General features: G+C 44.9%; 26 protein-coding genes and 1 other RNA gene. 17 read left to right on the forward strand and 10 right to left on the reverse strand.

Going from position 1 to position 25,615, the window contains the following annotated elements; genetic code table 11:
* Positions 1-6 precede the first annotated feature (6 nt).
* The 6 genes from PPM_RS08880 to PPM_RS08905 all read left to right on the forward strand — a co-directional run bounded on the left by PPM_RS08880 (position 7) and on the right by PPM_RS08905 (position 6,629).
* Positions 7-1,428: a CapA family protein gene (locus PPM_RS08880; protein WP_013370472.1), complete on the forward strand. Its 1,422-nt coding sequence runs from the start codon at positions 7-9 to the stop codon at positions 1,426-1,428.
* A gap of 81 nt (positions 1,429-1,509) precedes the next feature.
* The gene (locus PPM_RS08885) at positions 1,510-2,280 is read left to right on the forward strand and encodes a glycerophosphodiester phosphodiesterase (RefSeq protein ID WP_014599630.1); all 771 of its coding nucleotides are present in this window, start codon (positions 1,510-1,512) and stop codon (positions 2,278-2,280) included.
* 38 nt (positions 2,281-2,318) lie between these two features.
* Positions 2,319-2,942: a fumarylacetoacetate hydrolase family protein gene (locus tag PPM_RS08890; protein ID WP_013370474.1), complete on the forward strand. Its 624-nt coding sequence runs from the start codon at positions 2,319-2,321 to the stop codon at positions 2,940-2,942.
* A gap of 162 nt (positions 2,943-3,104) precedes the next feature.
* Complete coding sequence (locus PPM_RS08895) at positions 3,105-3,911, forward strand: DUF92 domain-containing protein (RefSeq protein ID WP_013370475.1); 807 nt, start codon at positions 3,105-3,107, stop codon at positions 3,909-3,911.
* Between the two features lie 67 nt (positions 3,912-3,978).
* Positions 3,979-4,557 carry a TetR/AcrR family transcriptional regulator gene (locus PPM_RS08900; RefSeq protein WP_013370476.1) on the forward strand — a complete coding sequence of 193 codons (579 nt, stop codon included), beginning with the start codon at positions 3,979-3,981 and terminating at the stop codon, positions 4,555-4,557.
* Positions 4,558-4,679: 122 nt separating this feature from the next.
* Entirely contained in the window at positions 4,680-6,629 is a 1,950-nt protein-coding gene (locus PPM_RS08905; RefSeq protein WP_013370477.1) for an ABC-F family ATP-binding cassette domain-containing protein, read from the forward strand.
* Between the two features lie 89 nt (positions 6,630-6,718).
* On the opposite strand, the gene PPM_RS08910 is transcribed toward PPM_RS08905, so the two are convergent.
* The 5 genes from PPM_RS08910 to PPM_RS08930 form a co-directional block, all read right to left on the reverse strand.
* Entirely contained in the window at positions 6,719-7,756 is a 1,038-nt protein-coding gene (locus PPM_RS08910) for a M42 family metallopeptidase (RefSeq protein WP_013370478.1), read from the reverse strand.
* A 13-nt stretch (positions 7,757-7,769) separates the two neighbouring features.
* The gene (locus PPM_RS08915) at positions 7,770-8,192 is read right to left on the reverse strand and encodes a LapA family protein (protein ID WP_013370479.1); all 423 of its coding nucleotides are present in this window, start codon (positions 8,190-8,192) and stop codon (positions 7,770-7,772) included.
* A gap of 56 nt (positions 8,193-8,248) precedes the next feature.
* Positions 8,249-10,045 carry an oligoendopeptidase F gene (pepF, locus tag PPM_RS08920; protein WP_013370480.1) on the reverse strand — a complete coding sequence of 599 codons (1,797 nt, stop codon included), beginning with the start codon at positions 10,043-10,045 and terminating at the stop codon, positions 8,249-8,251.
* A 199-nt stretch (positions 10,046-10,244) separates the two neighbouring features.
* Positions 10,245-10,433 (reverse strand): hypothetical protein, encoded by a 189-nt coding sequence (locus tag PPM_RS08925; protein WP_013370481.1) that lies wholly within the window; start codon positions 10,431-10,433, stop codon positions 10,245-10,247.
* A 7-nt stretch (positions 10,434-10,440) separates the two neighbouring features.
* A complete protein-coding gene (locus PPM_RS08930) occupies positions 10,441-10,674 on the reverse strand; it encodes a hypothetical protein (protein ID WP_014599632.1) in 234 nt (77 codons plus the stop codon).
* Positions 10,675-10,847: 173 nt separating this feature from the next.
* On the opposite strand from PPM_RS08930, the gene PPM_RS08935 reads away from it, so the two are divergent.
* The 5 genes from PPM_RS08935 to PPM_RS08955 all read left to right on the forward strand — a co-directional run bounded on the left by PPM_RS08935 (position 10,848) and on the right by PPM_RS08955 (position 15,309).
* The gene (locus PPM_RS08935) at positions 10,848-11,045 is read left to right on the forward strand and encodes a cold shock domain-containing protein (RefSeq protein ID WP_013370483.1); all 198 of its coding nucleotides are present in this window, start codon (positions 10,848-10,850) and stop codon (positions 11,043-11,045) included.
* A 209-nt stretch (positions 11,046-11,254) separates the two neighbouring features.
* Positions 11,255-12,670 carry an MATE family efflux transporter gene (locus PPM_RS08940; RefSeq protein ID WP_013370484.1) on the forward strand — a complete coding sequence of 472 codons (1,416 nt, stop codon included), beginning with the start codon at positions 11,255-11,257 and terminating at the stop codon, positions 12,668-12,670.
* Positions 12,671-12,907: 237 nt separating this feature from the next.
* Positions 12,908-13,987: a tetraprenyl-beta-curcumene synthase family protein gene (locus PPM_RS08945; RefSeq protein WP_014599633.1), complete on the forward strand. Its 1,080-nt coding sequence runs from the start codon at positions 12,908-12,910 to the stop codon at positions 13,985-13,987.
* 23 nt (positions 13,988-14,010) lie between these two features.
* Positions 14,011-14,982: a 6-phosphofructokinase gene (gene pfkA, locus PPM_RS08950; RefSeq protein WP_013370486.1), complete on the forward strand. Its 972-nt coding sequence runs from the start codon at positions 14,011-14,013 to the stop codon at positions 14,980-14,982.
* 117 nt (positions 14,983-15,099) lie between these two features.
* On the forward strand, positions 15,100-15,309 hold the full coding sequence (locus PPM_RS08955; RefSeq protein WP_013370487.1) for a DUF3906 family protein: 210 nt from the start codon (positions 15,100-15,102) through the stop codon (positions 15,307-15,309).
* Here PPM_RS08955 and PPM_RS08960 read toward each other — a convergent pair.
* The 4 genes from PPM_RS08960 to PPM_RS08975 all read right to left on the reverse strand — a co-directional run bounded on the left by PPM_RS08960 (position 15,306) and on the right by PPM_RS08975 (position 19,447).
* On the reverse strand, positions 15,306-16,676 hold the full coding sequence (locus PPM_RS08960) for an MATE family efflux transporter (protein WP_013370488.1): 1,371 nt from the start codon (positions 16,674-16,676) through the stop codon (positions 15,306-15,308). The genes PPM_RS08955 and PPM_RS08960 overlap by 4 nt on opposite strands.
* 191 nt (positions 16,677-16,867) lie before the next feature.
* Positions 16,868-18,046 carry a putative glycoside hydrolase gene (locus PPM_RS08965; RefSeq protein ID WP_013370489.1) on the reverse strand — a complete coding sequence of 393 codons (1,179 nt, stop codon included), beginning with the start codon at positions 18,044-18,046 and terminating at the stop codon, positions 16,868-16,870.
* Between the two features lie 218 nt (positions 18,047-18,264).
* Positions 18,265-18,453 carry a hypothetical protein gene (locus PPM_RS08970; RefSeq protein ID WP_014599634.1) on the reverse strand — a complete coding sequence of 63 codons (189 nt, stop codon included), beginning with the start codon at positions 18,451-18,453 and terminating at the stop codon, positions 18,265-18,267.
* 172 nt (positions 18,454-18,625) lie between these two features.
* Complete coding sequence (locus PPM_RS08975) at positions 18,626-19,447, reverse strand: YitT family protein (RefSeq protein WP_013370491.1); 822 nt, start codon at positions 19,445-19,447, stop codon at positions 18,626-18,628.
* A 326-nt stretch (positions 19,448-19,773) separates the two neighbouring features.
* Here PPM_RS08975 and PPM_RS08980 point away from each other — a divergent pair, with 326 nt between their 5' ends.
* The 4 genes from PPM_RS08980 (at position 19,774) to PPM_RS08990 (ending at position 23,192) form a co-directional block, all read left to right on the forward strand.
* A complete protein-coding gene (locus tag PPM_RS08980) occupies positions 19,774-21,351 on the forward strand; it encodes a DEAD/DEAH box helicase (protein WP_013370492.1) in 1,578 nt (525 codons plus the stop codon).
* Positions 21,352-21,568: 217 nt separating this feature from the next.
* On the forward strand, positions 21,569-22,330 hold the full coding sequence (locus PPM_RS08985; RefSeq protein ID WP_013370493.1) for a YesL family protein: 762 nt from the start codon (positions 21,569-21,571) through the stop codon (positions 22,328-22,330).
* Positions 22,331-22,388: 58 nt separating this feature from the next.
* A non-coding RNA gene (ssrS, locus tag PPM_RS28185) (6S RNA) lies at positions 22,389-22,583 on the forward strand.
* 216 nt (positions 22,584-22,799) lie between these two features.
* On the forward strand, positions 22,800-23,192 hold the full coding sequence (locus PPM_RS08990) for a DUF1499 domain-containing protein (protein WP_013370494.1): 393 nt from the start codon (positions 22,800-22,802) through the stop codon (positions 23,190-23,192).
* Between the two features lie 94 nt (positions 23,193-23,286).
* On the opposite strand, the gene tpx is transcribed toward PPM_RS08990, so the two are convergent.
* Complete coding sequence (gene tpx, locus PPM_RS08995; RefSeq protein ID WP_013370495.1) at positions 23,287-23,805, reverse strand: thiol peroxidase; 519 nt, start codon at positions 23,803-23,805, stop codon at positions 23,287-23,289.
* Positions 23,806-23,926: 121 nt separating this feature from the next.
* On the opposite strand from tpx, the gene PPM_RS09000 reads away from it, so the two are divergent.
* Both PPM_RS09000 and PPM_RS09005 read left to right on the forward strand, forming a co-directional pair.
* Positions 23,927-24,550: a rhomboid family intramembrane serine protease gene (locus tag PPM_RS09000; protein WP_013370496.1), complete on the forward strand. Its 624-nt coding sequence runs from the start codon at positions 23,927-23,929 to the stop codon at positions 24,548-24,550.
* Between the two features lie 98 nt (positions 24,551-24,648).
* The gene (locus PPM_RS09005) at positions 24,649-25,578 is read left to right on the forward strand and encodes a LysR family transcriptional regulator (protein ID WP_043921440.1); all 930 of its coding nucleotides are present in this window, start codon (positions 24,649-24,651) and stop codon (positions 25,576-25,578) included.
* The last annotated feature ends 37 nt before the right edge of the window (positions 25,579-25,615 follow it).

Raw genomic sequence — 25,615 nt, forward strand, 5'->3', positions numbered from 1 at the left:
TGAAGAATGTACCCTCCCAGGTCACAGAGAAATGAAGGTCGAAAGAGAGCGAGAAAACCAAAAATAGGAAAGGCATGGATCATTACGAATCTGGTCTTGCTGTTCATGATTGTAGGACTTTTCGGTTATTATTACATATTTGAACACGATAGTAGTGGTTCTCTTGCGGAAAACGCCAAGTATTCGCAAACTGAAAAGAACATCCAAACGGGGTCTGCTAATGATGAGAATTCTACTCCCTCAGGAAGTGAAGATGTTAATGAAACGAAGGACTCTACTGTTCCAGACACAAGCAGTCGTCCCGTAACAACGCCCGACACCAATGCCTCCGAAGCCAGCTCTTCAGGAGCAAAATTATCTTCGGAGAAAGACGGGCAAGCACAGGAGGATTCGCCAAATAAGGATGTAAACAACGATGATGCACCCACCGAGAAGAGGGGAACGAAGGATGTCATAAAATCAAACACGGACGATGGGAATTCTCCAGCAGTTATCCTTCACTTCATAGGGGATGTGCAGTTCTCTGGTAAAGTTGAGCAGCGGTTGGAGCAGAACGGATTTGATTATCCATACCAATATCTCGGAAGTTTGTTTCATAAAGACGATCTGACGATTGCCAATCTGGAAACACCAGTGACTACTAATGGCGTCGGTGCGTTAAATAAAACGTATGTGTATAAATCTTCGCCCAAGGCGCTAACTGCAATGGCAGCGGCAGGGGTCGATGCTGTAAATTTGGCCAACAATCATATTTTGGATCAGGGGACAAGTGGATTACTGGATACCCTGAAATATTTGGATGAAAAGGGTATAGCCCATGCTGGAGCTGGACGCAATGCTAAAGAAGCGTATGCACCGCATTATTTTGAACGTAACGGGATTAAAATTGCGTTGTTGGGGGCTACACGTGTCATGCCTGAAGCCAACTGGAATGCGAGTGCCAAACAGCCCGGTGTAGCAGGGGCTTATGATTCGACCGCTATCGTAAAGTCTATTCGTGAGGCACGAAATCAGGCTGATTTGGTGATTGTGGTTGCCCATTGGGGCAAGGAGCGGGCAACTACACTTGAACCTCATCAAACGGAGTTATCTCACGCTTTTATTGATGCTGGGGCCGATCTGGTCATTGGCGGGCATCCTCATGTGCTGCAAGGGATGGAGCAATATAAAGGCAAATGGATTGCATACAGCACAGGCAATTTTATTTTTTCTAAATCAACGGTGCCAGCCACTTGGGATACAGCGATATTTCAGGCCACCTGTACCCGAAACGGGGACTGTAAGATGAAGCTGACCCCTTACCGGGCGGAGCTGGGTCAACCGATCCCATTGAAAGATGTGGAGGCCAGCAAAATTTTGCAGAAAGTAGCGACACTGTCACCAAGTAATGTCTCGATAGGTGTAGATGGTACGGTAAGCGCTCAGTAGCAGTAAGAAAGAAATTGTCAATATAGACATGGACGGAACGATTGTATGAACGACTCCTTTGTGAATGGAGGTCATAACGAGATGGATCATTTGTGCGTGGCTCACCGCGGTTTCTCGGGAATTGCTCCCGAGAACACGATAGCAGCCTTTAAGCTTGCGCTGGAACAGCCTTTTGTGCACTGGATTGAACTGGATGTACAGCTGTCAAAGGACGGTGTTCCTGTGGTCTTTCATGATTTTACGCTGGAGCGAACGACGAACGGTACGGGACGAGTGAAAGATGCAGACTGGAAACAATTGCAACGACTTGATGCAGGTAGCTGGAAAAATGCACAATATTACGGGGAACCTATTCCTTCCCTCGCCCAAGTGCTTGACTTGTGCCAGGGGCGTGTGTCGCTCAATATTGAGCTCAAAACTGCTGGTGATATGTATCCCGGACTAGAGAAAGCCGTCCTACGTGAAATTATAATGAGGGGGATGGAGGCTGAGGTGGTCTTGACCTCTTTTGAGCGTGCGGCATTGCGCCGAGCAAAAGAACTGGCACCCGAAATCCGTACTGGACTGATTATCGATGCCCGTCCAGACGATTTGGCAAAGCAATTAGAAAATCTGCAATGTTCTTTTTTATCTATTGGCTATCCACGGATAGACCGAAAGCTCTTGAAAGATCTGATCGGAAGGGGTATTACGGTCATGGCGTGGACGGTGGATGACCGGCGTATCATGCGGAGATTGTCCTCATTACATCCTGAATTGATGATTTGCACTAATTGGCCGGATCGCTGGGAGCAGGTTTTTTTGCTTTCTAAGTCCCGGATGTGGCACTATATACGTAAACTTATTCGTTAATCAATTGGACTACATACGCGGAAGGGTGACGGATCGTAATGAACGTAGAAATTCGTAATGTTTATTGTGTCGGACGCAATTATAAGTTGCATGCGGAGGAACTGGGGAATGAGGTTCCCACAGAACCAATGATTTTCTTGAAGCCATCTCATGCGGTTGTGCCGCTGGATGGTGCTGCGCTGGAGCTTCCTCAAGGTAAGGGAGATATTCATTTTGAGACTGAACTGGTTGTCGCTGTAGGCCGTAACTACGAACCAGGCATGACCGCAGATGCGTGTCTGAACGCTTTTGCATTTGGCATTGATTTTACCCTGCGTGATGTACAAAGTACGCTCAAGAAAAAAGGCCACCCGTGGACTGCTGCCAAAGGCTTTAAATCGTCTGCACCTGTGACACCGTTCTTGCCTTTGGAGAGCTTGGACGTGCTGGAGCAGCAGGATTTTTCCTTATTCAAAAATGGACAAGAGGTGCAGCGTGGGCATGTCAAGGACATGATCTTTTCCATCCAGCACATCGTTGAATATATAGCAACTCAATATGGACTAGGTAAGGGAGATATTATTTTTACTGGCACTCCGGCGGGTGTAGGGCCTACAACGAGCGGGGACCACTTTGAGCTTTACTGGGGGAGTGAGCATCAGGGAAGCTTCACCATCGGCTAAATCTACAGTGGCAATAATAAAGATACTTAAAAAAGTCTTGTGAAGGCCGTGTCCTGTGCGAAAGCATGGAGCACGGCTTTTATATAAGCGTACAGCATTGTACAATGATATACAGAACTACAAGCGAAAAACAGAGATTCATCTCAAATGCGGGGGTATATCATGGACTGGATTATCGGATTGCTTTCCGCTGCTGTGGTAGCGGGGGCTGCATTTTATAAAAAATCTTTAACCTTATCCGGCTTTGCTGCGGCTGTACTGATGGGAACTGTGTATTATGGGGCGGGCAACCTGTTTTGGTTTGGTACATTGCTCTTATTCTTTATCACCTCCACCCTATTATCGAGGTTCAAAAAGGAACGCAAGGCTGAGCTCGAAAAATCGTATGCCAAAACAGGCAATCGGGATGCAGGGCAAGTATGGGCTAATGGGGGATTAGGTATGCTGCTATGCCTAGGTTATGCGATATGGCCTCATGTTGCCTGGCAACTGGCATTTGTCGGTGTTATGGCTACGGTCACCTCCGATACGTGGGCAACGGAATTTGGAAGCCTGAGTCGTAAGCCGCCTCGTTCGGTGCTTACCGGGAAGGTGCTGGCACCCGGAACCTCAGGAGGAGTATCTGTATTAGGAACGGCTGCGGCCTTGGCTGGTGGCATACTGATCGGTATTGGCGCATGGGGCTTTGGACACGCCGTAGGAATGCCGGAATTGCCGTTATGGCTGTGGGCACTGATTGGGGGAATATCCGGCAGTGCCGGAGCTTTTGCTGATTCTTATCTTGGTGCTACGGTGCAATTGATGCGCTCCTGCCCAGTTTGCAAGCGGGAAGTAGAAGTAGACACACATTGTGGACAAACGACAGTTTATATACGAGGCTGGCATTGGATGAGCAATGATCGGGTGAATAGTATTAGCTCTATTTTCGGAGGATTGGTCGCGCTTGCAGGCATTTTCTTTATACTCTGAACATGGGGCTGGAGATCGCTCTAGGGAATAACTGCGTGCTTCAATCATGGTTTCAGGAGGTGCAAAGATGGGTGAAATGCACGGAGATAAATATGAAGCTATTTTGAACGCTGCTTACACTGTCTTTGGCACCAAAGGCTTTTATGAAAGCAAAATTTCCGAAATTGCAGAACAAGCAGGTGTTGCTAAAGGCACGGTATACTTGTACTTTAAAAGTAAAGAGCAGCTATTTATAGCAGTCACACGTAGAGATTGCGAACAATACCTAGCCGAAATGCAAGACGCATTAGTCAATCGTACTTTGGGAGAGGGATTGCTGCGAATGGCGAGTTTGCATCTCCACTACTATTACAAACGCAAGCAGCATACTAAATTATTTTTTATGACTCCGAATAGTGATCCCGATCTCATAGAGTTTATACGGGGATTTATTCAGGACTATACCAATCTGGTCAAAAATAAACTGGCGTCAGAGGGTGTATTGCAGCCCGAATTTCATGCGAAGGCATTCATTGGTATGATGGAACGCCTAAAAATGGATATTTTGTTGAATCAAGATTTCCGTGAATGTGACGTGGATCAGACGGCTGCATTGGCAGCTAATTTATTTATGCATGGCTGTGAAGCCGGAGTACAAAAATCCTGACATGTTGTCTTTGAAAACCGTACTGGCATTGTTCAGCTAACGGTTTTTTTTAATCATTGGCTGTGTCTGTGTTAAAATAGACAAGATGCATCACAAAATTGGGGAAGAGTAGGGAATCTGTAATGAATATTATGACCGTTGAACATATAACAAAAAGCTACGGCGAGAAAATGTTGTTCGAAGATGTTTCCTTCGGTATGGATGAGCGTGACAAAATAGGGGTTGTTGGTGTAAATGGCACTGGAAAGTCAACGTTTTTACGTGTGATTTCCGGCTTAGAGCCGCCAGATGAGGGTAATATTGCAGTGAACAACGATGTGCGAATTCAGTATCTGGCACAAAATCCGGAGTTTGATCCTGAAATGAAGGTACTCCAGCATATTTTTCATGGCAATCAGCCTGAAATGAAAGCAGTGCGTGAATATACGGAAACCATGGAGTTACTGGAGTTGAATCCGGGTAGCGAGGAGCTCCAAAACCGCCTGCTGCGAGCAAGCCAGCAAATGGATACGTTCCAAGCATGGCAGCTGGAGAGCGAGGCGAAAAATATACTTACCCGACTGGGGATCACCCAGTTTGAGTCTCGAATGGGCGTTCTCTCCGGTGGTCAGCGTAAACGGGTTGCTTTGGCTGCGGCTTTGATCCAACCCTGTGAGCTGCTCATTCTGGACGAGCCTACCAACCATATTGATAATGATTCCGTTGCATGGTTGGAGCAATATTTGCAAAAAAGACGCGGTGCGTTATTAATGATCACGCATGATCGTTATTTTCTGGATAGAGTTGCTAATGTCATGTTAGAGCTGGATCATGGTCGCCTTTTCCGTTATGAGGCTAACTATACCCGTTTTCTGGAGCTGAAGGCAGAACGCGAGGAGCGGGAAGCGTCATCGGAACAAAAAAGGAAGAACCTGCTGCGTAATGAGCTGGCCTGGATTCGCCGAGGAGCAAAGGCACGTTCGACCAAGCAGAAAGCGCGTATTGACCGATATGAGCAGCTCAGGGATCAGCAACCGGAAGCTCGTTCTGGATCTGTAGATATGTCCGTTGCCTCCACACGTCTGGGTAAAAAGATATTGGAGATCGAGGAGCTGTCCAAATCGGTAGATTCCCGCAAGCTGATTCAGGATTTGAGTTACATTGCGGTTCCTGGTGATCGTGTGGGCATCCTGGGACCTAACGGTAGTGGAAAATCCACTCTGCTCCAAATGATTGCTCAGCGTGTAGAACCAGATTCCGGCAGTGTTGTACTGGGGCCGACTGTGAAGCTTGGTTATTTTACTCAAGAACATCAGGAAATGGACGAATCCTTGCGTGTCATTGAATATATTAAGGAAGAAGCCGAAGTGATTCGTACGGCAGACGGTTCGACGATTACAGCTGCGCAGATGTTGGAACGGTTTCTGTTTGCACCAAGCGCGCAATGGACGGTTATTTCTCGTTTATCGGGGGGAGAAAAACGTCGTTTGTATCTGCTGCGTGTCCTTATGTCCGCACCGAATGTACTATTGTTGGATGAACCGACAAATGATCTTGATATTCAGACTCTTTCCGTTTTGGAAGACTATCTGGATGAATTCCCGGGCGTAGTTTTTATCGTTTCTCATGATCGTTATTTCCTGGATCGGACCGTGGATAAAATACTGGCTTTCGAAGGGAATGGGCAAGTACGTGTACATGTAGGCGACTATAGCGAGTATGCAGAATGGATCAGTAAAAATGCTCAATCTTCTGCAAATACGTCTGACTCGACGGGGACGGCTTCCTCGAATCGTTCTTCTACGCCTAAGTCTGCGGGTTCTTCCGATTCAGTCAAGGGGACAAGTAAACCCAAGCTTAAATTTACCTTTAAGGAACAGCGGGAATATGAGCAGATTGATGAGCTGATTGAACAAGCCGAACAGAAATTGGCTGATATTCAGCGACAGATGGAGGAATCTTTCAGCGATTCGACACGGTTGCAGGAGCTCATGGCTGAGCAAGCGAAGGCCGAACAGCATCTAGAGTACCAAATGGAACGCTGGACCTATTTGAATGAGCTAGCCGAGCAAATTGAACAAAGTAAATCTTAAAAATAAAAGCAAGTCTCCATTTAGATGGAGGCTTGCTTTTTTGTAGAAATAGAAGTATGTGCACCTGTTTTCCATGCAGCATAAAATGGTTAAGCTGTTACATAAGCCGCGAGCAGACGGGCAGTGTTCACTACGGCCTGCTTATGCGTGCGTTCCATTGCGTGAGAGGCGTGTACGCCAGGTCCGATCAGTGCAGCACGAATGTTATTGCCTGCTTTAAGCGCAGCCGAAGCGTCTGAGCCATAGTGTGGATAAATATCTACCGCATACGGAATATTCAGTTCCTTAGCCAGCTCAATCAGACGGGTTGTCATGTTGTAGTCATAAGGACCTGAGGAGTCTTTGGCACAGATGGAAACGTCCGTTTCCTTGCAGCTCAGATCTTCACCTATGCAGCCCATGTCGACAGCAATCATCTCACTGATTCCTTCGGGTATGTAAGCCGCTCCGTGCCCCACTTCTTCATAGTTGGAAATGAGCAATTTAACAGTATGTCGAGGCTTCCAGCCTCCATGTACAGATGATTCTAATAAACCAAACAGTGCCGCTACGCTGGCTTTATCATCCAAGTGCCGCGACTTGATAAAGCCACTGGGAGTTACGACTGGGCGCGCATCGAACGAAATAAAATCGCCCACCGAGATACCGAGCTGAAGCACGTCTTCTTTCGACTCGACAAGCTCGTCAATCCGTACCTCCATATGGCTCTCCTTACGCTCAAAGCTTCGTGCATCATCATAGACGTGCACGGATGGGTGGCTGGATAGAATAGTGCCCGTATAGGTTTGTCCGCTTCTGGTATGAATAAGACAGTATTCGTTCTCAATGCTGTTCATCATGAAGCCGCCCACAGATGTCAGGCGTAGGGTACCATGCGCTGTAATCGAACGTACCATTGCGCCCAATGTATCCACATGCGCGCTAAGCGCCACTGTACGGTCCGTTGCTTGACCTTCCAGAGTCAGGATAGCACCGCCTTTTGCATTCCATTCGAGGGGTACTCCTAGCTTTTCGGCTTCCTTACGAATCAGCTCCATCACATGATGTGTATATCCACTGGGACTAGGCGTGTTCAAAAGCTGATTTAAAAGGCTCATGATATAGTTTTCATTTAATTGAATTGTCATTTGTTGCTCCTCCTCATTTGGACAACCGATCAGGGTTAGAGGACGATTGCTCTATACCTGGGTCGGATGTAGACACCGTGCTGGAAGAACCAGTCGTGTCACTGGACACATTCGCATATGCTTCGACTGCCGATGTGTGCTCTTCTTGTAGTGTATGAAGCTGATTAGTCAGACGTTTAATCTCTCTCTGAAGCCTATATTGGCGAAAGATACCGAAAGAACCGACAATAAGTCCACCTAAAAGAGTGCAACCGAGAATAAGCAGAATCAAAGGGATGCTAACCCTACTAAACAGAAGGTTCACTTGAACCGAATTGACATTAATAACAGCAAAAACAGCTGTTAACAAAGCTATAACAAGTGCTGCGATCAAAGACCATTGTGTTTTCAAAATGCCACCCCCTTCCGTTACATTATAAAATCCCTTGTCCGCCATGGACAAGGGATTTATCCGTGCATCTTTTTAATGCGGGATTCTAAGTGTGCACGGTTTTACTTTCCTTCAGTTAGTTTTTCCATTTCCGTAATGACTTCCTCAAATACGCTCATTGCTTCGCGAATCGGCTGCGGTGAGGACATGTCAACGCCAGCTTTCTTCAAAATATTAATTGAATAATCACTGCCACCGCTCTTTAGGAAGCCTAAGTAACGGTCAACGGCTGGCTGGCCTTCTTCCAGAATCTGTTTCGAGAAACTGGTTGCTGCCGAGAAGCCGGTAGCATATTTGTAGACGTAAAAGCTGTTATAAAAATGAGGGATTCGTGCCCATTCCATTTCTATGTCTTTGTCTACCTTCATGCCAGGTCCGTGATATTTCACATTCAGATCATAGTAAATCTCCGACAAAAGCTGCGGTGTAAGGGATTCTCCCTGTTCAGCACGCTCATGTACAATCTTCTCGAATTCCGCAAACATCGTTTGACGGAATACCGTTGTACGGAATTGGTCCGCATAATAGGTGAGGAGATACATTTTCTCTTTTGGATCGGTAGATTTGTTCAGTAAGTAATCCATCAGCAAGGCTTCATTAGTAGTGGAAGCCACTTCAGCCAGAAAAATAGTATACTGTGCATCCCGGTACTTCAATGCGTTGTCTGAATAGTACGAATGCAGCGCATGCCCCATTTCATGTGCAAGCGTGAACATGCTGTTCAGGTTATCTTTATGGTTCAGAAGCACATAAGGGTGGGTGCCATAAGCTCCCCAGCTATAGGCGCCTGTACGTTTATTTTCATTTTCATATACATCAATCCAGCGCTCATCATAGCCTTTTTGCAATGAAGCCAGATAGTCCTCGCCCAGAGGCTTAAGGCCTTCTTTGGTTTGCTTTTTGGCGTCCTCATACGTAATATCCATCTTATATTCGTCCACAAGCGGAGCAAATAAATCATACATATGTAGCTCATCCACACCTAGCAGCTTTTTACGCAGCTTGATATAACGGTGAAGCAGGGGCAAGCTTTCATGAATCGTATCAATAAGATTCGTATACACTTCCTTCGGAATATTGTCGCCGTATAGTGACATTTCCAGTACGGAAGGGTATTTGCGAACACGAGAATAAAAAATATTTTTGTTCACATTGGCACTCAATGTAGAAGCAATCGTATTTTTATTTTTGGCATATGTGTCATATACCGCTTTAAAAGCACGTTCACGTACTTCGCGGTGTGGACTTTCGAGAAATTGAATGTAGCTGCCATGAGTCAGCTCGACCTCTTTGCCATGCTCATCCTTGATTTTCGGAAACTTCAGATCCGCGTTATTGAGCATCCCAAAAATCGTTTGCGGGGCTTGAGCCAGATTGCCAACCTGAGCGAGCAGCGCTTCTTCTGTTTTGCCCAAAACATGTGCTTTTTCCCGCTTCATTTCTTGAAGTGTGAACTTATAATCCGAAAGCTTCGGATCTTCAATGAAGGCATCAAGCTGAGAATCTGGCAGCGCCAAAATTTCAGGTGTGACGAATGATAGGGACTCGCTGACTTCAACGCCTAGCTTTTTAGCTTTTTGCGAAAGACCTTGATATGTAGGTTCAGCCGTATCTTCATCATGATGAAGATGGGCATACACATATACACGCTCAGTTTTGAGCGACAGCTCATCTTCGAGTTTGAAGCAGTTGCCAATCGCTTCGGCTGAGTTGAGCTTGCCTTGAAATTGAGCAGCCTTTTTGGCCAATTGTTTGACTTCTTCGTATTCTTGATCCCATGCCTTGCGGTTGGGGAACAGGTCTTCCAGTTTCCATGTATTTTCCACTGGCGCATCAGCGCGTTTTACAATTTCACTCATGGAGAGCCTCCTCTGATCGAACGTAATGTGGGATAGGGCTGCGGCGGTAAGGGGCGGATGCCAAAACGAGGAAACCGCCACACTTACTGTAAGCAGCAGGGCAAGAGGTTTTACAGGATGCATGTAACGGCATATCCTCCTTATACCATGGCTTGTTATACCATAGTATGACCTTTTGCCCCTGAAAGTATAATTTTCCTTACTGTGGGTTGGAACCTATATTTAATAAGCTGTATACAATAAGATAAAAGGCAAGGCAAATCATGATTACGGCAGTGAGGGCCATCCACTTTTTGAGAGGAGCCGGTATCGTTTCACGCTTCATGATCAGCACTCCGCCCAGCGTGAAGGCCAGAATAATGAAGATGAGATAGCTGTTGGACACCATGTATAGGCTACACCTGTTTGAAAGCGTTCATGATCCGCTGCCACTCTTCCTCATTATCTTGAAAGGATTGCTTGGGAAAACGATTTTCAGCCCAATGCATAAGCGCAGGACGGCTCAAAAACGTGTGGGCTTCCTCGCCCCAATCATCAGATATTTCCCGCAAAACGATGTAACGGCCCTGCACCTCGACAGTCATCATATTCCACTTGTCTTTTTTGTATATTTCGTGTTTTTTCATCATATGCATGTCTCCGATTTTATAGATGTTTTGGTTCATGATACCGCAGTTTCCGCCGCAAAAGCAAATCATTCCAGACCATAAAACCCGGAAAAACACCAATTGCAATGTGAAAAAGCATGAAGTATAATATGGATATTCGCCATAGATGGCGGTATTTTTAGGAGGTTGTTCACTTGAAAGGTACAGTTAAATGGTTTAACGCAGAAAAAGGTTATGGCTTCATTCAAGTTGAGGGTGGCGAGGATGTATTTGTACACTTCTCCGCAATCCAAGGCGACGGTTTTAAAACTTTGGAAGAAGGTCAAGAGGTTGAATTCGAAATTACTGAAGGCAACCGTGGACCACAAGCAGCTAACGTAATCAAACTGTAAGTGTAACTGAATTGTAAGAAATGTTCCGTTTTTACGGATGTCTTATATATTACGGTTAAACGATGAATTGAGAGCGCAGTTCCTTACATTTAAGGAGCTGCGCTTTTTTGCGTAAAAACGTTTGTGAAATGAGAAGATTGAGCTCGAATAGGGTATTATACGTAATAAAACTAAATATGAGTTATTGTAAGTTGAAAGGAGTTGAGAAAATGAGTGCAGCAGAGGCTAATCGTAATCCTTCCCTGATTGAAGGCCCCATTGCCAAAACACTGTTTATGTTCTCTTTGCCGATGCTGTTCGGAAATATTCTGCAATCCTTGAATGGAACGATTAATTCAATCTGGGTTGGAAAGTTTCTGGGAGAAGCTGCGTTGACTGCCGCTTCGAACGGAAATATTATAATGTTCTTTCTGATCAGCTCGATTTTTGGGGTCACTATGGCGGCCACTATTCTGATCGGACAAAATATCGGAGCGGGTGACATAGCGGAAACGAAGCGTGTAGTAGGTACAAGCGCTGTCTTTTTCCTGGTGCTCGCTTTTGCTATAGGTATTATTGGTTTTTTGGGCTCACCTTGGATTCTTCATGTGCTCAATACGCCTGCCGAATCAGTCGATATGGCGATCACCTATACACGCATTATTTTCGCGGGTATGCCCTTTTTGTACGGCTATAACTACATCATGACCGTAATGAGAGGGGCGGGAGATTCCAAAACACCATTTTATTTTCTGCTCGTTTCCGTCGTACTGGATGTATTACTTAACCCACTACTCATATTTGGATGGGGACCGATTCCTGCTATGGGCATCGGAGGCTCTGCCGCAGCTACCCTGATTGCTCAAGGGATCAGCTTTGTGTTGATTCTCATTTACCTATATCGTGTAAAATATTTTCTGCGCATTACATCTTCAGAGCTTCACTTACTTCGATTTGATTGGAAGATTATTTGGACTCTTATTCGTAAGGGAGTTCCGATGGGACTACAAATGATTGCTGTCTCTACCAGTGCGATTGCTTTAATGAATCTGATCAACGGTTACGGGACAGTCGCAGCGGCAGCCTATACAGCAGCTAACAATTTGTCCAGCTATGTGCAGATGCCGGCCATGGCATTAGGTGCAGCAGTATCTTCCTTCGCCGCTCAAAATATCGGAGCCGGACGCTGGGATCGAGTACGCAGGACAACCTGGATTGGGATTGTATATAATTTTGTATTGACTGGTGGGGCTGTGGTACTCATTTACGTGTTTAACCGTCAAGCCTTGCTGATGTTTCTCCCTTCTACGGGAGGGGCATTGGAACTGGGTATGCAGATTAATCTGATCACGTTGTGGTCTTTTGTTATATTCGGTATTACCAATGTCATTACAGGCGTTGTTCGATCTACAGGCTCTGTAATGGTACCGCTTTTAATTACCATTATTTCATTATGGGGCATTCGTATACCTTTGGCCTATGCATTTGTCGATAAGTATGGTCTAGATGCTGTATGGTGGAGCTTTCCTGTTGGTTTTACGATCTCCGCCGTTGCAGTTATTTTCTACTACCTTTTCGGGAAATGGAAGCAGGCTAGCATGGGAGAGGGCAACCAAGGCATGAAGTTGGCAGAGGACAAGGGCTAGGTAGGACATTTCTACTATTTGCGATTAAAGTCTTATAAAGGTGAATCTTGTTAAACTCCGATTTTTGATTGATTCAGTAGCACAGGTACAAAGCGTTTTTGTGAGAAGAACTCATTTTTCTTGAAAATGAAAGAAAAAAGTGAGGTTGTTCATTTGTGCTAAAAGGTCGATCATATTATAATGAATATGGTTTGGATAGGTATAATTACGTAGACAACAATGTGGAGGCACCGTCATTTGAGTTATGTTGAGCAAGGACGTTATCAAGTACCGAGAGGCCCCATAGGTCTAATGAGCCGAATGTACAAGCACATTCTCCCTGAAACGAAACAAGAATTGAGTAACTGGAAGAGCAAGGCCGAACAGATTCCGGACCCTGAGCTGAGAAGCCAGGCGCTTGCGAGCATAGCAGAGAAGACGTTTCACTGCGTGGGGGGAGCGGTTTATGCTGCAGCCAATATGTCTGACCGGCAGACGCTAATTCCGTTGATTGTGGCGTACCAGACGATTAGCGATTATCTGGACAACCTGTGTGATCGCAGTACGTCGATGGACCCGGATGATTTTAGGTTGCTGCATCAGTCTATGCTGGATGCGGTTAATCCGGCGGCTAGGCCAGTGAATTATTATGAGTTGCGTCGTGAGCAGGAGGATGGCGGTTATTTGACCGGGCTGGTGACAACCTGTCAGTCTTGTGTAAGCAGGCTTCCGGGCTATGAGGCGGCAATGCCTTACGTTCAGGATTTGGCGCGATTATACACGGATTTGCAAGTATACAAGCATATTAAACCCGAGCTGCGGGAACAAGCGCTTTTGGACTGGTGGTCGATTCATAAGGACCGTACACCCGAGCTGCGCTGGAACGAGTTTGCTGCGGCTACTGGCTCAACCCTGGGGGTCTTTATGCTGTTTCTTGCTGCCAGCGACCGGCATCTCACAGATGCGGGGGCTGCCTCAATACATGCATCGTATTTTCCACATGTGTGCAGTCTTCATATTTTGCTGGATTATCTAATCGATCAAGACGAAGACCGGAAGGGCGGAGATCTTAACTTTTGCAATTATTATGAAGATGCCGACATGATGCTGGACCGGATCGCCTACGTTGTGAATCGGGCGCGGGCTGATATTGCAGATGTCCCTGCCAGCTCCTTTCACCGGATGATTATCGAGGGATTGCTGGCTTTATATTTATCCGACCCTAAAGTTAGTGAGCAGCAGGATGTTCGCGCTGTTTCGAGACGTTTAATGAAAAATAGTCCGCTCATGCGTTTGTTTTTCTTATTAAACAGTCGATGGATAAGAAGGCTTATATGATTATTTTGAGGAGGTCATAAATCATGACAGCAGTTAAGAAAATTGCAGTATTAACAAGTGGTGGAGATTCACAAGGGATGAACGCGGCAGTTCGCGCCGTTGTGCGTAGCGGATTGTATTTCGGACTCGAAGTATTCGGGATCCAACGCGGATATCAAGGTCTTTTGAACGACGATATTTTTCCAATGGACCTGAGAAGCGTCGGAGATATTATCCAACGTGGGGGTACTGTACTTCAATCTGCAAGATGCCTGGAATTTACGACTGAAGAAGGCCAGAAACGTGGCGCTGAAATTTTGCGTAATCGTGGAATTGACGGCGTAGTCGTAATTGGTGGCGACGGTTCTTACCAAGGAGCTAACAAGCTGACCAAGCAAGGCATTAAAACCATGTGTCTTCCAGGAACGATTGACAATGATATTTCCTTCACAGACTACACTATTGGTTTTGATACGGCGGTTAGTATTGTAGTGGACGCAATCAACAAGCTGCGTGATACGATGTCTTCCCATGAACGTTCTTCCATTGTGGAAGTTATGGGACGTCATTGTGGCGATATTGCTCTCCATGCAGGTCTGGCTTCCGGTGCAGAAACGATCTTGGTACCTGAGGTGGAATTTGATCTGAATGAAGTATCCGATCGGATGAAACAAAACTTCAAACATGGCAAACGCCACAGTATCATTATCGTTGCTGAGGGTGTAGGCAAAGGCGAAACAGTAGCAAAAGTAATCCAAGAAAATTGTCCGGATTATGAGCCTCGTGTTACAGTGCTTGGACACATTCAACGTGGAGGTACACCAACTGCGTTTGACCGTAACCTCGCAAGCCGTTTGGGGGACTTTGCTGTTCGTCAATTGATTGAGGGTGTATCTGACAAAGCTTGCGGTACGATCGACGGTAAGCTGGTAGCTACAGATATTGACAAGGTTGTAAATACCAAAAAAGATTTCAACATGGAGCTTTATGAGTTGGCTCTGCGTTTGTCCCAATAATAAGAACCTTTACGCTTAGTAGATCGGTTCTGATATGGGGAAAAATTAAAATTATGCGGATGACCTGAGTCATCCGCTATTTTTTTAGCATTGAATAGGGCCAGGAGGTAATCATGCATGTATTTATTCAAAATGGAAGTGGACAGCTCGGAAGGAGCTCTGACCGTCATTCTTGCTGCTGAGAATGAAGAACAGGCATTTGAGGAAATTGATCAACATGTGGAGAGGCACTTTTTATATCCCCCCGAGCTAAAGGAAGTGGCTATCGTAGAGAAAAAACGAATAACTGCTGGTACAGCATATGTCATCGAGACACGCAAAGACTAATTAGTCTCTGCGTGTTGTTTTTGTTGTGCAAAACGATGCTGCACTCTTACCAAACGCCAGAGAAGTAAAATAGCACCTACGGCCAGGCCTGTTATCAAGCCAATCCAATAGCCGTAAGGCCCCCATGTGGTCCAGCGTGCGAGTATATACCCTACAGGAAGCCCAATAACCCAATAGGACAGGAAGGTGAGTAAAAACGCCGGATTGACATCTTTATACCCACGTAGTGCACCTTGTGTTGGTGTAGCGACAGCATCAGAGATCTGAAAGAAAATCGCATAGATTAAAAAATGCTGGGCTAATTGAATGACCTGCAGGTCGGTAGAGTAAAGCCGAGCGACCTGTTCACCCCAGATGAGCAGTACAATAGCTGTAATCAATGATAGACCTACTGCGCTGCTAATGCCCATTACACTATAAGTTTTGGCATCTCGTGGACGGGCAGCTCCTGTTTCATAGCCGACCAGAATCGTAAGTGCCATGCAAATACTGAGTGGAATCATATACAGCGTAGATGCAAAGTTCATGGCAGCCTGATGAGCTGCTATGGTAGCCGTGTTATAGCTGCTCATGAAGAGCGTGACAGCTGAAAAGACGGCAGTCTCAAAAAATATAGCAAATCCAATAGGTACCCCGATCTTGATAAGCTCTTTCAGAGCACTAGCCGCAATCCCGTATATTTTGCTAAAGATTCGGTATTCGGCAAATATTTTTCCCCGATGAGCAGTAATACCAGCGACCAGCATAATAATCCAGTAGGTAGTAGCTGTTGCTACCCCGGAGCCTACACCCCCCAAACGTGGAAAACCCCAGTTACCATAAATAAGTAGATAGTTCAATAAAACATTGATGGGCAATGACATGAGTGTGATTAACATCGTAAAACGGGTTTGTCCCAATGCATCCATAAAGCTGCGAAGCACGGTATAGGCAAATAGAGGAACAACACCGAAGGCCATCGCACAAAGGTAGTACAGAGCCACATTATGAACTCTCAATTCCAGATTCATACTGTTTAATATAGGCTTTACCAAAATGATCCCGGCTATCAAGACGACGATGGATAGGGCGAGAGATAGCCAAAGAGCCTGAATGACATAGTAGGAGACCTTATCTTTACGCTGTGCTCCTAGCAATTGCGATACAATAGGGGTAATAGCCATAAGTATCCCATTAAGGCCTGTTTGTACAGGAACCCACAGGCTTACTCCGATAGCTACTCCAGCCAGATCAGCAGGGGAAAAGTGCCCCGACATATTCGTATCAAAAAAAGTCATGGCAGATAGTGCAAGCTGGGTAATCAGAATAGGAAGCAAAATGTAAAAAAGCTGCTTCCATTTCTGACCCATTGTTAGAGTCAATTGCATTTTTGTTTTCCTCATTTACTTGGGTTTATTATTTGTATATATCATAACATGTAAATTTTATTGTAAGGGATACTACAACAATTGAACAGCAATAAAAAAGACTGCATCCGTTCGTCAAACAACGGGGCAGTCTTCGATATATTTGATATAAGTTCTAAAATTCTTATACAAAAAGAAGTCCAGAGAAATAATTATTTATAAGTTACTCCGCTTGTATAACGGTTAGTGGCATTCCAGAGTAAATATTCGTCCACCTTCATGTCCTTAAGCGCGCGAATTTGGTCCTCGACTTGTGTTTTCCCATATTTGGCATAATGTCCGCTTCCTAACCAACTTGCGGTAAAATCCTGAATCCAAGGGCGAATAATTGGCTTTAGCTTGCCTGTAGGATTGAGTTTTTTGTGCGTATCGGCCATGGAGCCTTTGATCGTCTGGTAGGGGTTTTTATCGGGGTCCTTTACACCGAACCAGCCTGTTGTGTAGTGACTTGGATAAACCATTGGTGAAATGACATCCACATTTTCAGAGATTTTAGTGAAATCCTGCCCGATTCCCTCGGCAGCAGGAACGGATGCGGCATATCCGAAAATATCTACCGATACCCTCACACCTAGTGGAGCAAGCTCTTTGCGGGCATATTGTACGAATTCAGCGACCGTATCCGAGCGGGATTGGTCTGATTTGGTATATTTCAGTTTGTCTGCTCTTTTTTCAAAGCCCTCAGGGAAACGTACATAGTCAAATTGGATTTCCTTAAAACCAAGTTTTGCTGCTTCCTTGGCAATGGCGATATTATAATCCCATACTTCTTTATTATAGGGATTGACGAACCCATCTCCCTTGCCGTTTTTCCAAACAGAGTCGTCAGCATTGCGGAAGGACATCTCAGGATTTTTGTTGGCCAGTACCGTATCTTTAAATACAACAATACGAGCAATCGGATAAACATTATGTTTTTTCAAACGGTCCATCAAGCCGAAAATATCCTTAATGAATTTTTGTGGCTTGCCCAATTTCAGAAGCTCGGGGTTGGTCGTTGGATACGTGATGTAACCTGCATCGTCCTTAATATCGATAACCATGGAATTGAGCTCTGTCTTGTCCAGCAATTCGAGTAGCTGGGTCATACGTGAACCGCCTGCGCTATAGGCTGTGACATAGATGCCTTTAATCGCTGGCGTGGTCGGCTGTGGGTCAATTTTAACCGGCGGATTGGAGGCATCTACCTTTAAATTACTGTGTTGTGCCTGGATCATGGCGCTGCCGATTGTCGTTGCCACCGTTTCTTTTACATTTGGAGCGTTGGCTGACGAGTCCCCATTTCCGCCTATTCCCATTGCGAATAGCATAATTGCCCAAATCATATTCATTTCCTAACTCTCTCCCTTATGTATGGCGCTTACCTGATTATACGTAAAGTTATGGATAGAAAAAACAACACGCTTGTAACCAATACTGGCATCATCAGGCATAGTCTTACATGATTAACCTAACTATCGCTCGATGAATCCGTAAATAGGCATAAATAATGCCGCTCTCTTCACGGTTGTGGATACAACCGGAAGAAGCGGCATTTGGCAAAAAAGATTTATTGAAGATAGTTATTGTCTTGGTGCTCACAAATACTGTACTGAATAATTTCAAGCGCATCCGTTGGCTTGAGTATGGACAACCCGTCTCGAAGCACAATCATCGAGTTTAGCTCATTCTTTTTGAGAGAAGGGAGCATTTCCGGGTACCATCTTAAGACAATGTCGGACAGTTTTACCGTTTCCATTTCCACAAAAATCACCCTTTCCTGCTCGGAATCATTCCAAAAGAATCATTCAATACGATTCGGAAAAGCAAAGTGCCTGTGAAATAGCAGGTAAAGCTGGTCTTTATATACTATGGGAACAGCGCACATATAGTGTACCACAAAAGCTTCATTTTGACACTTGGGTTTGTGCTTATCTTCGGCGAAATGAACCCATTACTCCAACCGTTTCCACAATATTGACAAAAGCAGAAGGGTCTACTTCCTTAATGATACGTTTTAATTCAACAAGCTCGTAGCGTGTCGTAACAGTCATCAGCATGTCCTTTTCAGTATGTGAAAATGCACCTTCAATTTTTATTTTGCTGACACCTCGTGGCGTTGTTAACATTCGGCTGAGTAGCTTGTCAGTGTGCTCTGTAATGATGTAAACGGTGATCTTCGTATGACTTACATAGATTTGATCCAACACTTTACCAGTCACAAAAATGGATAACATGGAAGCGAGTGCAATATTCCAGTCATCGTTCAAATATCCTGCTGCGAGAATGACTAGTCCATTCATGCCCACAAGTACAGTTCCGACGGGGAAGTCCCGATAAGTGGTAACGATAGAACCGATAATGTCAAAACCGCCTGTAGACCCTCCTACCCGAAAAGAAATTCCCGCTCCAATGCCTACCATGACCCCTCCAAAGACAGAGGCCAGCAGGGGATCAGACACAACAGAATGTACAGGTACCCAAGCCAAAATCCACGTGGTAACGATAACCGACAGAATGCTCAGACTAATAAAACGTTTGCCTAAAATAAACCAGCCTGCAATAAGCATCGGGATATTGATGATAAAATACATGGTGCTGATATCGAATTTTGTGAAATAGCCAATTAGCATGGAAAGTCCGGCTACTCCCCCGCTCAGCAAGTGATGTGGGACGAGAAACAGATTAAAACCGCATGCTATGGCAGCGGCTCCAAGAATAACAGTTAAGCAGTTTAACACTTTTTTTAACAACTTTTTTTCACCTCATTTTAATTATACAGAAAGCAACTTACTGGTATTCATGAATTGTTCTGTGCTATAATGCGATGTGGATATTCTTGAGTAGGGACCTATGTCCAGAGAAACACTTAAAATTTAAACTGTTTTAAAAAGGGTAAATTCGTTTAAGATGTATCGGATAGGGTTCCCCGAATTCATTACAAAAAGATGCAGTTATAGAGTTAAATAAACTATCACTGTATTGGGGAAAACTTATACAATAATATCGCTACTTAAGAATACAGACAACATTGTGGATTGTCCACCACATCCACCATTATGAAGGAGTTTGAATAAATTTGACGACATTTGCAGAATTTGATCTTGAACCGAAGGTAATTCAGGCGATTACGGAGCTGGGGTTCGAAGAAGCAACACCTATTCAATCCAAATCCATCCCGATTGCATTGCAAGGGAAAGACATGATTGGTCAAGCCCAAACAGGTACTGGTAAAACTGCTGCGTTTGGTATTCCGATGATCAATAAAATTTCTAAAAACGATGAAAAAATCAGAGCCCTGATTATGGCTCCAACACGTGAGCTTGCTATTCAAGTGGCTGAAGAAATCGAAAAACTCTCCCGCTTTAAAGGTCTTCGCACTTTGCCGATCTATGGTGGACAAGATATCGTACGCCAGATTCGCGCTTTGAAAAAGAAACCTCAAATTATTATTGGTACACCAGGACGTTTGCTCGATCACATTAATCGTAAAACCATTAAGCTAGAAGACGTAAACACCGTTGTTTTGGATGAAGCAGATGAAATGCTGGATATGGGCTTCATGGAAGATATTCAGTCCATTCTGAAGCAGGTTCCGGACGAGCGTCAAACGATGCTGTTCTCGGCTACAATGCCTCCTAACATTAAAAGATTGGCTGAGCAATTCCTTAAAGATCCTGAGCATGTATCCGTTATTCCTAAACAAGTTAGCGCTCCGCTGATTGATCAGGCCTATATTGAAGTTCCTGAGCGTCAAAAATTCGAAGCATTAAGCCGTTTGATCGATATGGAATCCCCAGAACTTGCTATCGTATTCGGTCGCACTAAGCGCCGGGTAGACGAGCTGGCTGAAGCTCTGCAAAAACGTGGTTATTCCGCAGATGGTTTGCATGGTGACTTGTCTCAAAATCAGCGTGATGCTGTTATGCGTAAATTCCGTGACGGAAGTATTGACGTGCTCGTAGCGACTGACGTTGCTGCCCGTGGTTTGGACGTTTCCGGCGTAACTCACGTTGTGAACTTTGACCTCCCGCAAGATCCGGAGAGCTATGTTCACCGTATCGGACGTACTGGACGTGCAGGTAAAGAAGGGGAAGCTTGGTCATTCGTAACGCCTCGTGAAATTGACCATTTGCACTTCATTGAACGTGTAACTCGTCACCGCATTCCACGTAAGCCTCTTCCAACGTTGGCAGAAGCTCTGGAAGGCAAACAACGTATCATCGCAGAACGTCTTCTAGAAGTTGTAGAAAAAGGCGAGCTGAACGAGTACAAAGGTTTGGCTATTCAAATGCTGGAGCAATATGACTCTGTTCAACTCCTCTCCGCAGCTCTGAAGCTGATGACTGGTGAGAAGAGAGAGGCATCTATTGAGTTGACTCCAGAAGATCCGATCCGTGCAAAACGTCGTAAACCTGACGTGCGTTCTGGCGGACGCAAGCCTTCCAACTATAGTGGACGCAGCAACGGTGGGTATAATTCCAACCGTGGCGGTAGCGGCAGTAAAGGTGGCTACGGTGGTTACAACCGTGGCAAAGAAGGCGGTGGCTACAACCGTGATTCCGGAAGCCGCTATAGTGGAGATCGCAAACCACGCCCGAGCAGCAATGGCGAAACTCGCCGTCCTGCAAGACGTGAAGATTCCTCTTCTGAATAATAAGAAATAAATGAATAAAAAGTCGAAGCTAATGTTAGCTTCGGCTTTTTTTGATCAGTATGTATGAAATTTATGGGATCAGCTTTAATGGACCACGTATGGATTTCACTGGCGCTTTTGGGCTGAAATACGGTATGATATAGTCAAGAGCCGGAATTAACAGGCATAGCAACATAAGTCTTGGAACTGCCAAGGCTTGCGGAGGGAGAGACTAACATTGGAATTTAAAGGAGCTATGGGGGGGATTTACCGCCTAACCGAGTGGATTACCCGGCTGGCGGCTAGCAATTTGTTGTGGGTGTTATGTTCATCGCCTTTTGTATTCTGCCTCATACTGAAATTACTTGTTATGAATCAGAATCTGGCGAATGAATCGTTACAAATGAACTGGGCGATGGCGATTTTGGCACCGCTTACTTTATTTCCAGCAACATCGGCTTTGTTCGCAGTGGTTCGCAAATGGGTGATGGGCGATACCGATACAGGCGTGTTTCGTACCTTCTTTAAAGGATATAAAGAGAACTATAAGCAGAGTCTGATTGGGGGTATCTTTTACACGCTATTGTTTGTCGTTATGTATGTGGATTACACTGTATATATGACACAGCTCAGCAACTTGCAAATCGTGGGCGTCATCATGCTGATCCTCATTATTATTTTGCTTGTGTCTATGTTTAACTTCTTTTCGATGGTAGTTCACTATCATATGTCTACCGGACAAATTATTAAGAATGCAGTTTTATTGACGCTGATTCGACCATTCCGTGTATTTTCCACCATGCTCGGCAGCGCCGTTGTTATATACATTGGAGTTAAATATCCCGTGCTTTTCTTATTTTTCATCGGCAGTGTAGTTGCCTGGTTCGCTTTTTTTAATTTTTACGGAACCTTCCTCAAAATGCAGGATCAAATGGAGAAGATGAAACAGAAAGACGAGGAAAAGGCAAGCATGGAAGACAAAAAAAGTGATAACCTCTAAAAATAAAACATATTTCTCCTAGCATTTACTTTTTGAGTGAGAAGCGCTATAATAAGGTCACATCCTGCGATGCACGTTACGGTCATTTGTTGTTTTGAACCAATGACAATGTCTAGGGAGATCTATACGAATGAATAGCTGAAAAGCCCTGTCAATTGCTGACAAGGGGACTTCAAAAGTTTATTCTGCGGTCACCCACCTGCTAAAGCAGGTTCAGAAGACGCTTTGGTCGGACGGCATCGGCGGGTACTCCATAATGTAATGAACACACTCTGGTACTGCTTATGCAGAAACAGGGTGTTTTTTGTATGCAACAATGTTAAACTAAGACATGAGGTACTAAGGTCGCATACCAAAGGCATGATCGGACTCATTTTCGGTTGTTTATCGTATTTTATAAAGCGCTTGCAGCAGAGGAAGCCGATGTGTCGTATGATTAGGTAGCGATTATCGTGAAGGAGGAAATGTCTTGTCGTTGAAGAGGACTCTGGTAGGGATTGTGCGCAGCCAAGAAGGTACAAGCGACCGGGTCAAGGACCCCCAAATGAAGACACGCTATTATAACTTATCGAGAGACAAGGCTTGGGAAGAAGTATCATCTATCATGAAAAAGATTCCTGGCTACAAGGTACTCCATGAGGTATCATCCGTAGGTGAGATTACGTTGGAGAAGCGAACGGCGTTCGGCAGAACCGTCGACATTACCGTTTCAATTTTATCTGTCTCGCCAGTTCGAAGTGCGGTGGATATTTATTCTGCTTCACGCGGATCGTTAGGAGACTTGGGTGCGAATTACCGCATTATTTTGCAACTGTTCGCTATGATCGACAAGAAGCTGTCCGCTTATAAGGTTGTACAGTAATAGCAGGTTGTATGGGAGTAGTGATGTGGTAGACAAACATCAAAAAAGCGAGGAAGGCCATCCTTCACTCGCTTTTTTAATATTCGATCTTGATTTAGACGAGTTTTTTTACGGCTGCGATCGCCTGGTCATAGTCAGGATGCTCGGCCATCTCGCTCAAGTATTCTACGTAAGCGATTTTGTCATTTTGATCAATGACAAAAATAGCTCTATGATCCAAATGGAATTCCTTAATGAATACACCATAAGCTTCACCAAAGGAATGATCCTTATAGTCGGACAGTGTCAATACGCGATCGATACCAGCCGCACCGCACCAACGAGCTTGGGCGAAAGGCAGATCCACGCTAACCGTCAGGACCACAACTTGGTCCCCCAAGGAATCTGCTTCCTGGTTGAAACGTCGAGTCTGTGCGTCACACACGCCTGTATCTAGAGAAGGGACAACGCTAATCAGTTTGACTTTACCTGCAAAGTCTTGAAGCGTAGCTGCTTCCAATAAGTCTTTCTGTAATTTGAAATCAGGCGCCTGATCTCCAATTTTCAGTTCAGGACCTATGAGAGTCAAAGGATTGCCTTTAAAAGTAGCAACTCCTGTACGTTCTTGTGCCATATGTAATAGCCTCCTTTGGTTTTTGGCATTGGTTATCGTTGCCGAAATCTATTATAATCTTTTATAAAAGACATTGTCCAATTTGAATAAGGTGGAGACACCCCATGAAGGAAGGATTGCCTTGATTTTTTTACGTTATGAGAACTGGAAAAGTTATTTGCGGTTTTACCCGGTAACCTGTCTGATTTTGCTTATCAATATTGTGATGTTTATTGTACTGACCGTGCAAGGTGGATCAGAAAATAGTTTGACGCTGATCCGGTATGGGGCTTTGATTAATGAGGCGCCATTCACTGACCAGCTGTGGCGGTATGTGTCAGCTATGTTTTTACATGCAGGGTTTGATCATCTTTTGTTTAATTCCTTTGCAATACTTGTATTCGCTCCTCCGCTGGAGCGTTTGCTCGGGTCCTTAAGATATGTGTTGTTGTATCTGGTCACGGGTGTTGTAGGGAACATACTGTCCATTGCGCATTACAACATGGTGGCAGAAACGACAGTCTCTGTAGGAGCCTCAGGAGCGATTTATGGGATCTATGGGGCGTTTCTGTACGTTGCCTTGTTCCAACGTTCCTTGATGGATGATGCTTCGCGCAAAACGCTGTACACGCTGCTTGGGTTTGGTATTCTGTTTTCTTTTGCTGTAGCGAACATTAACTGGACCGCTCACTTTGGGGGCTTGCTCAGTGGGTTCTTCATGTATGGATTATTGATTAGATTGACTGGTCAACGCAAACGTCACTAAAGACAGCTTTATCGTAAGTTATCTGGGTAAGAAAGAGGATGATGTTCGATGAACATCTTCTTTCGTATGTTGAAAAACAGATTGGAGCGAATATCGGAGTGGAATTACGACAGTTGCAATACTTCATGAAAGTAGCGCAAAAAGAACATGTCACTCAGGCAGCTGAGGAGTTGCATGTGGCGCAATCTGCGGTAAGTCGGCAAATTCATCAGCTTGAAGAGGAGCTGGGAGTTAATCTTTTTATGCAAAAGGGTCGCAATCTGCAACTTACGCCAGTGGGACAGCTATTTTGCAAACGGGTGGAAACGATCATAAAAGATCTGGAGCGGGCTGTTTTGGAAGTGCATGAGTTTTTGGACCCTGAGGGGGGCGAAATCCGTATCGGTTTTCCGCACAGTTTGGGGATTCATCTTATTCCTACAGTGGTGGCTGAATTCCGTAAGCGGTATCCCAATGTTAAATTTAGATTTAAACAAGGAATGTACCCGAGTTTAATTCGTGATGTGTTAGCGGGTGAGGTGGATTTGGCCTTTGTATCTCCTTTTCCAGATCGACATGATCATGTCGAGGGGGACGTGGTGTTAACTGAGGAGTTATTTGCGGTTCTCCCACCTAATCATCCTTTGGCTTCAGCTGAACACATCACATTGAGCCAGCTTAAAGGTGAAAAATTCATCTTGTTCAGGGAAGGATATTCGTTACGTCCGATTGTCTGGCAGGCCTGCCTGGAGGCTGGATTTACGCCGGATATTGCTTTTGAAGGCGAAGAGACAGATACGATTCGCGGTTTAGTAGCTGCTGGTATGGGGGTTAGTCTTCTGCCTGAAATGGCGCTGTTTCAGACTAACCCGCTTCAACCTGCAAGGGTGTCGATTGTTGATCCAGAGGTGACGCGAACAATTGGCTTGATTCATCGTAGAGATGACAAACTTCCTTTAGTTGCTAAATCGTTCCGAACTTTTTTATTGCAATATTTTGGTCTTCATGGTAATGCTGCTACTTCGAACAAAACGGCAAAAGCAGATTGAGACAATTAAGTATAGTGTATTGGTTTAAGATCAAGAA

The sequence above is a fragment of the Paenibacillus polymyxa M1 genome, assembly GCF_000237325.1.
In the GTDB taxonomy this organism is placed as follows: domain Bacteria; phylum Bacillota; class Bacilli; order Paenibacillales; family Paenibacillaceae; genus Paenibacillus; species Paenibacillus polymyxa_C.

Bases quoted from the DNA above. Each gene is read 5' to 3' on its own strand.
- PPM_RS08880 (WP_013370472.1), top strand. From the start codon at position 7: ATGTACCCTCCCAGGTCACAGAGAAATGAAGGTCGAAAGAGAGCGAGA.
- PPM_RS08885 (WP_014599630.1), top strand. From the start codon at position 1,510: ATGGATCATTTGTGCGTGGCTCACCGCGGTTTCTCGGGAATTGCTCCC.
- PPM_RS08890 (WP_013370474.1), top strand. From the start codon at position 2,319: ATGAACGTAGAAATTCGTAATGTTTATTGTGTCGGACGCAATTATAAG.
- PPM_RS08895 (WP_013370475.1), top strand. From the start codon at position 3,105: ATGGACTGGATTATCGGATTGCTTTCCGCTGCTGTGGTAGCGGGGGCT.
- PPM_RS08900 (WP_013370476.1), top strand. From the start codon at position 3,979: ATGGGTGAAATGCACGGAGATAAATATGAAGCTATTTTGAACGCTGCT.
- PPM_RS08905 (WP_013370477.1), top strand. From the start codon at position 4,680: ATGAATATTATGACCGTTGAACATATAACAAAAAGCTACGGCGAGAAA.
- PPM_RS08910 (WP_013370478.1), bottom strand. From the start codon at position 7,756: ATGACAATTCAATTAAATGAAAACTATATCATGAGCCTTTTAAATCAG.
- PPM_RS08915 (WP_013370479.1), bottom strand. From the start codon at position 8,192: ATGGCGGACAAGGGATTTTATAATGTAACGGAAGGGGGTGGCATTTTG.
- pepF (WP_013370480.1), bottom strand. From the start codon at position 10,045: ATGAGTGAAATTGTAAAACGCGCTGATGCGCCAGTGGAAAATACATGG.
- PPM_RS08925 (WP_013370481.1), bottom strand. From the start codon at position 10,433: ATGGTGTCCAACAGCTATCTCATCTTCATTATTCTGGCCTTCACGCTG.
- PPM_RS08930 (WP_014599632.1), bottom strand. From the start codon at position 10,674: ATGATGAAAAAACACGAAATATACAAAAAAGACAAGTGGAATATGATG.
- PPM_RS08940 (WP_013370484.1), top strand. From the start codon at position 11,255: ATGAGTGCAGCAGAGGCTAATCGTAATCCTTCCCTGATTGAAGGCCCC.
- pfkA (WP_013370486.1), top strand. From the start codon at position 14,011: ATGACAGCAGTTAAGAAAATTGCAGTATTAACAAGTGGTGGAGATTCA.
- PPM_RS08955 (WP_013370487.1), top strand. From the start codon at position 15,100: ATGTATTTATTCAAAATGGAAGTGGACAGCTCGGAAGGAGCTCTGACC.
- PPM_RS08960 (WP_013370488.1), bottom strand. From the start codon at position 16,676: ATGCAATTGACTCTAACAATGGGTCAGAAATGGAAGCAGCTTTTTTAC.
- PPM_RS08965 (WP_013370489.1), bottom strand. From the start codon at position 18,046: ATGAATATGATTTGGGCAATTATGCTATTCGCAATGGGAATAGGCGGA.
- PPM_RS08970 (WP_014599634.1), bottom strand. From the start codon at position 18,453: ATGGAAACGGTAAAACTGTCCGACATTGTCTTAAGATGGTACCCGGAA.
- tpx (WP_013370495.1), bottom strand. From the start codon at position 23,805: ATGGCACAAGAACGTACAGGAGTTGCTACTTTTAAAGGCAATCCTTTG.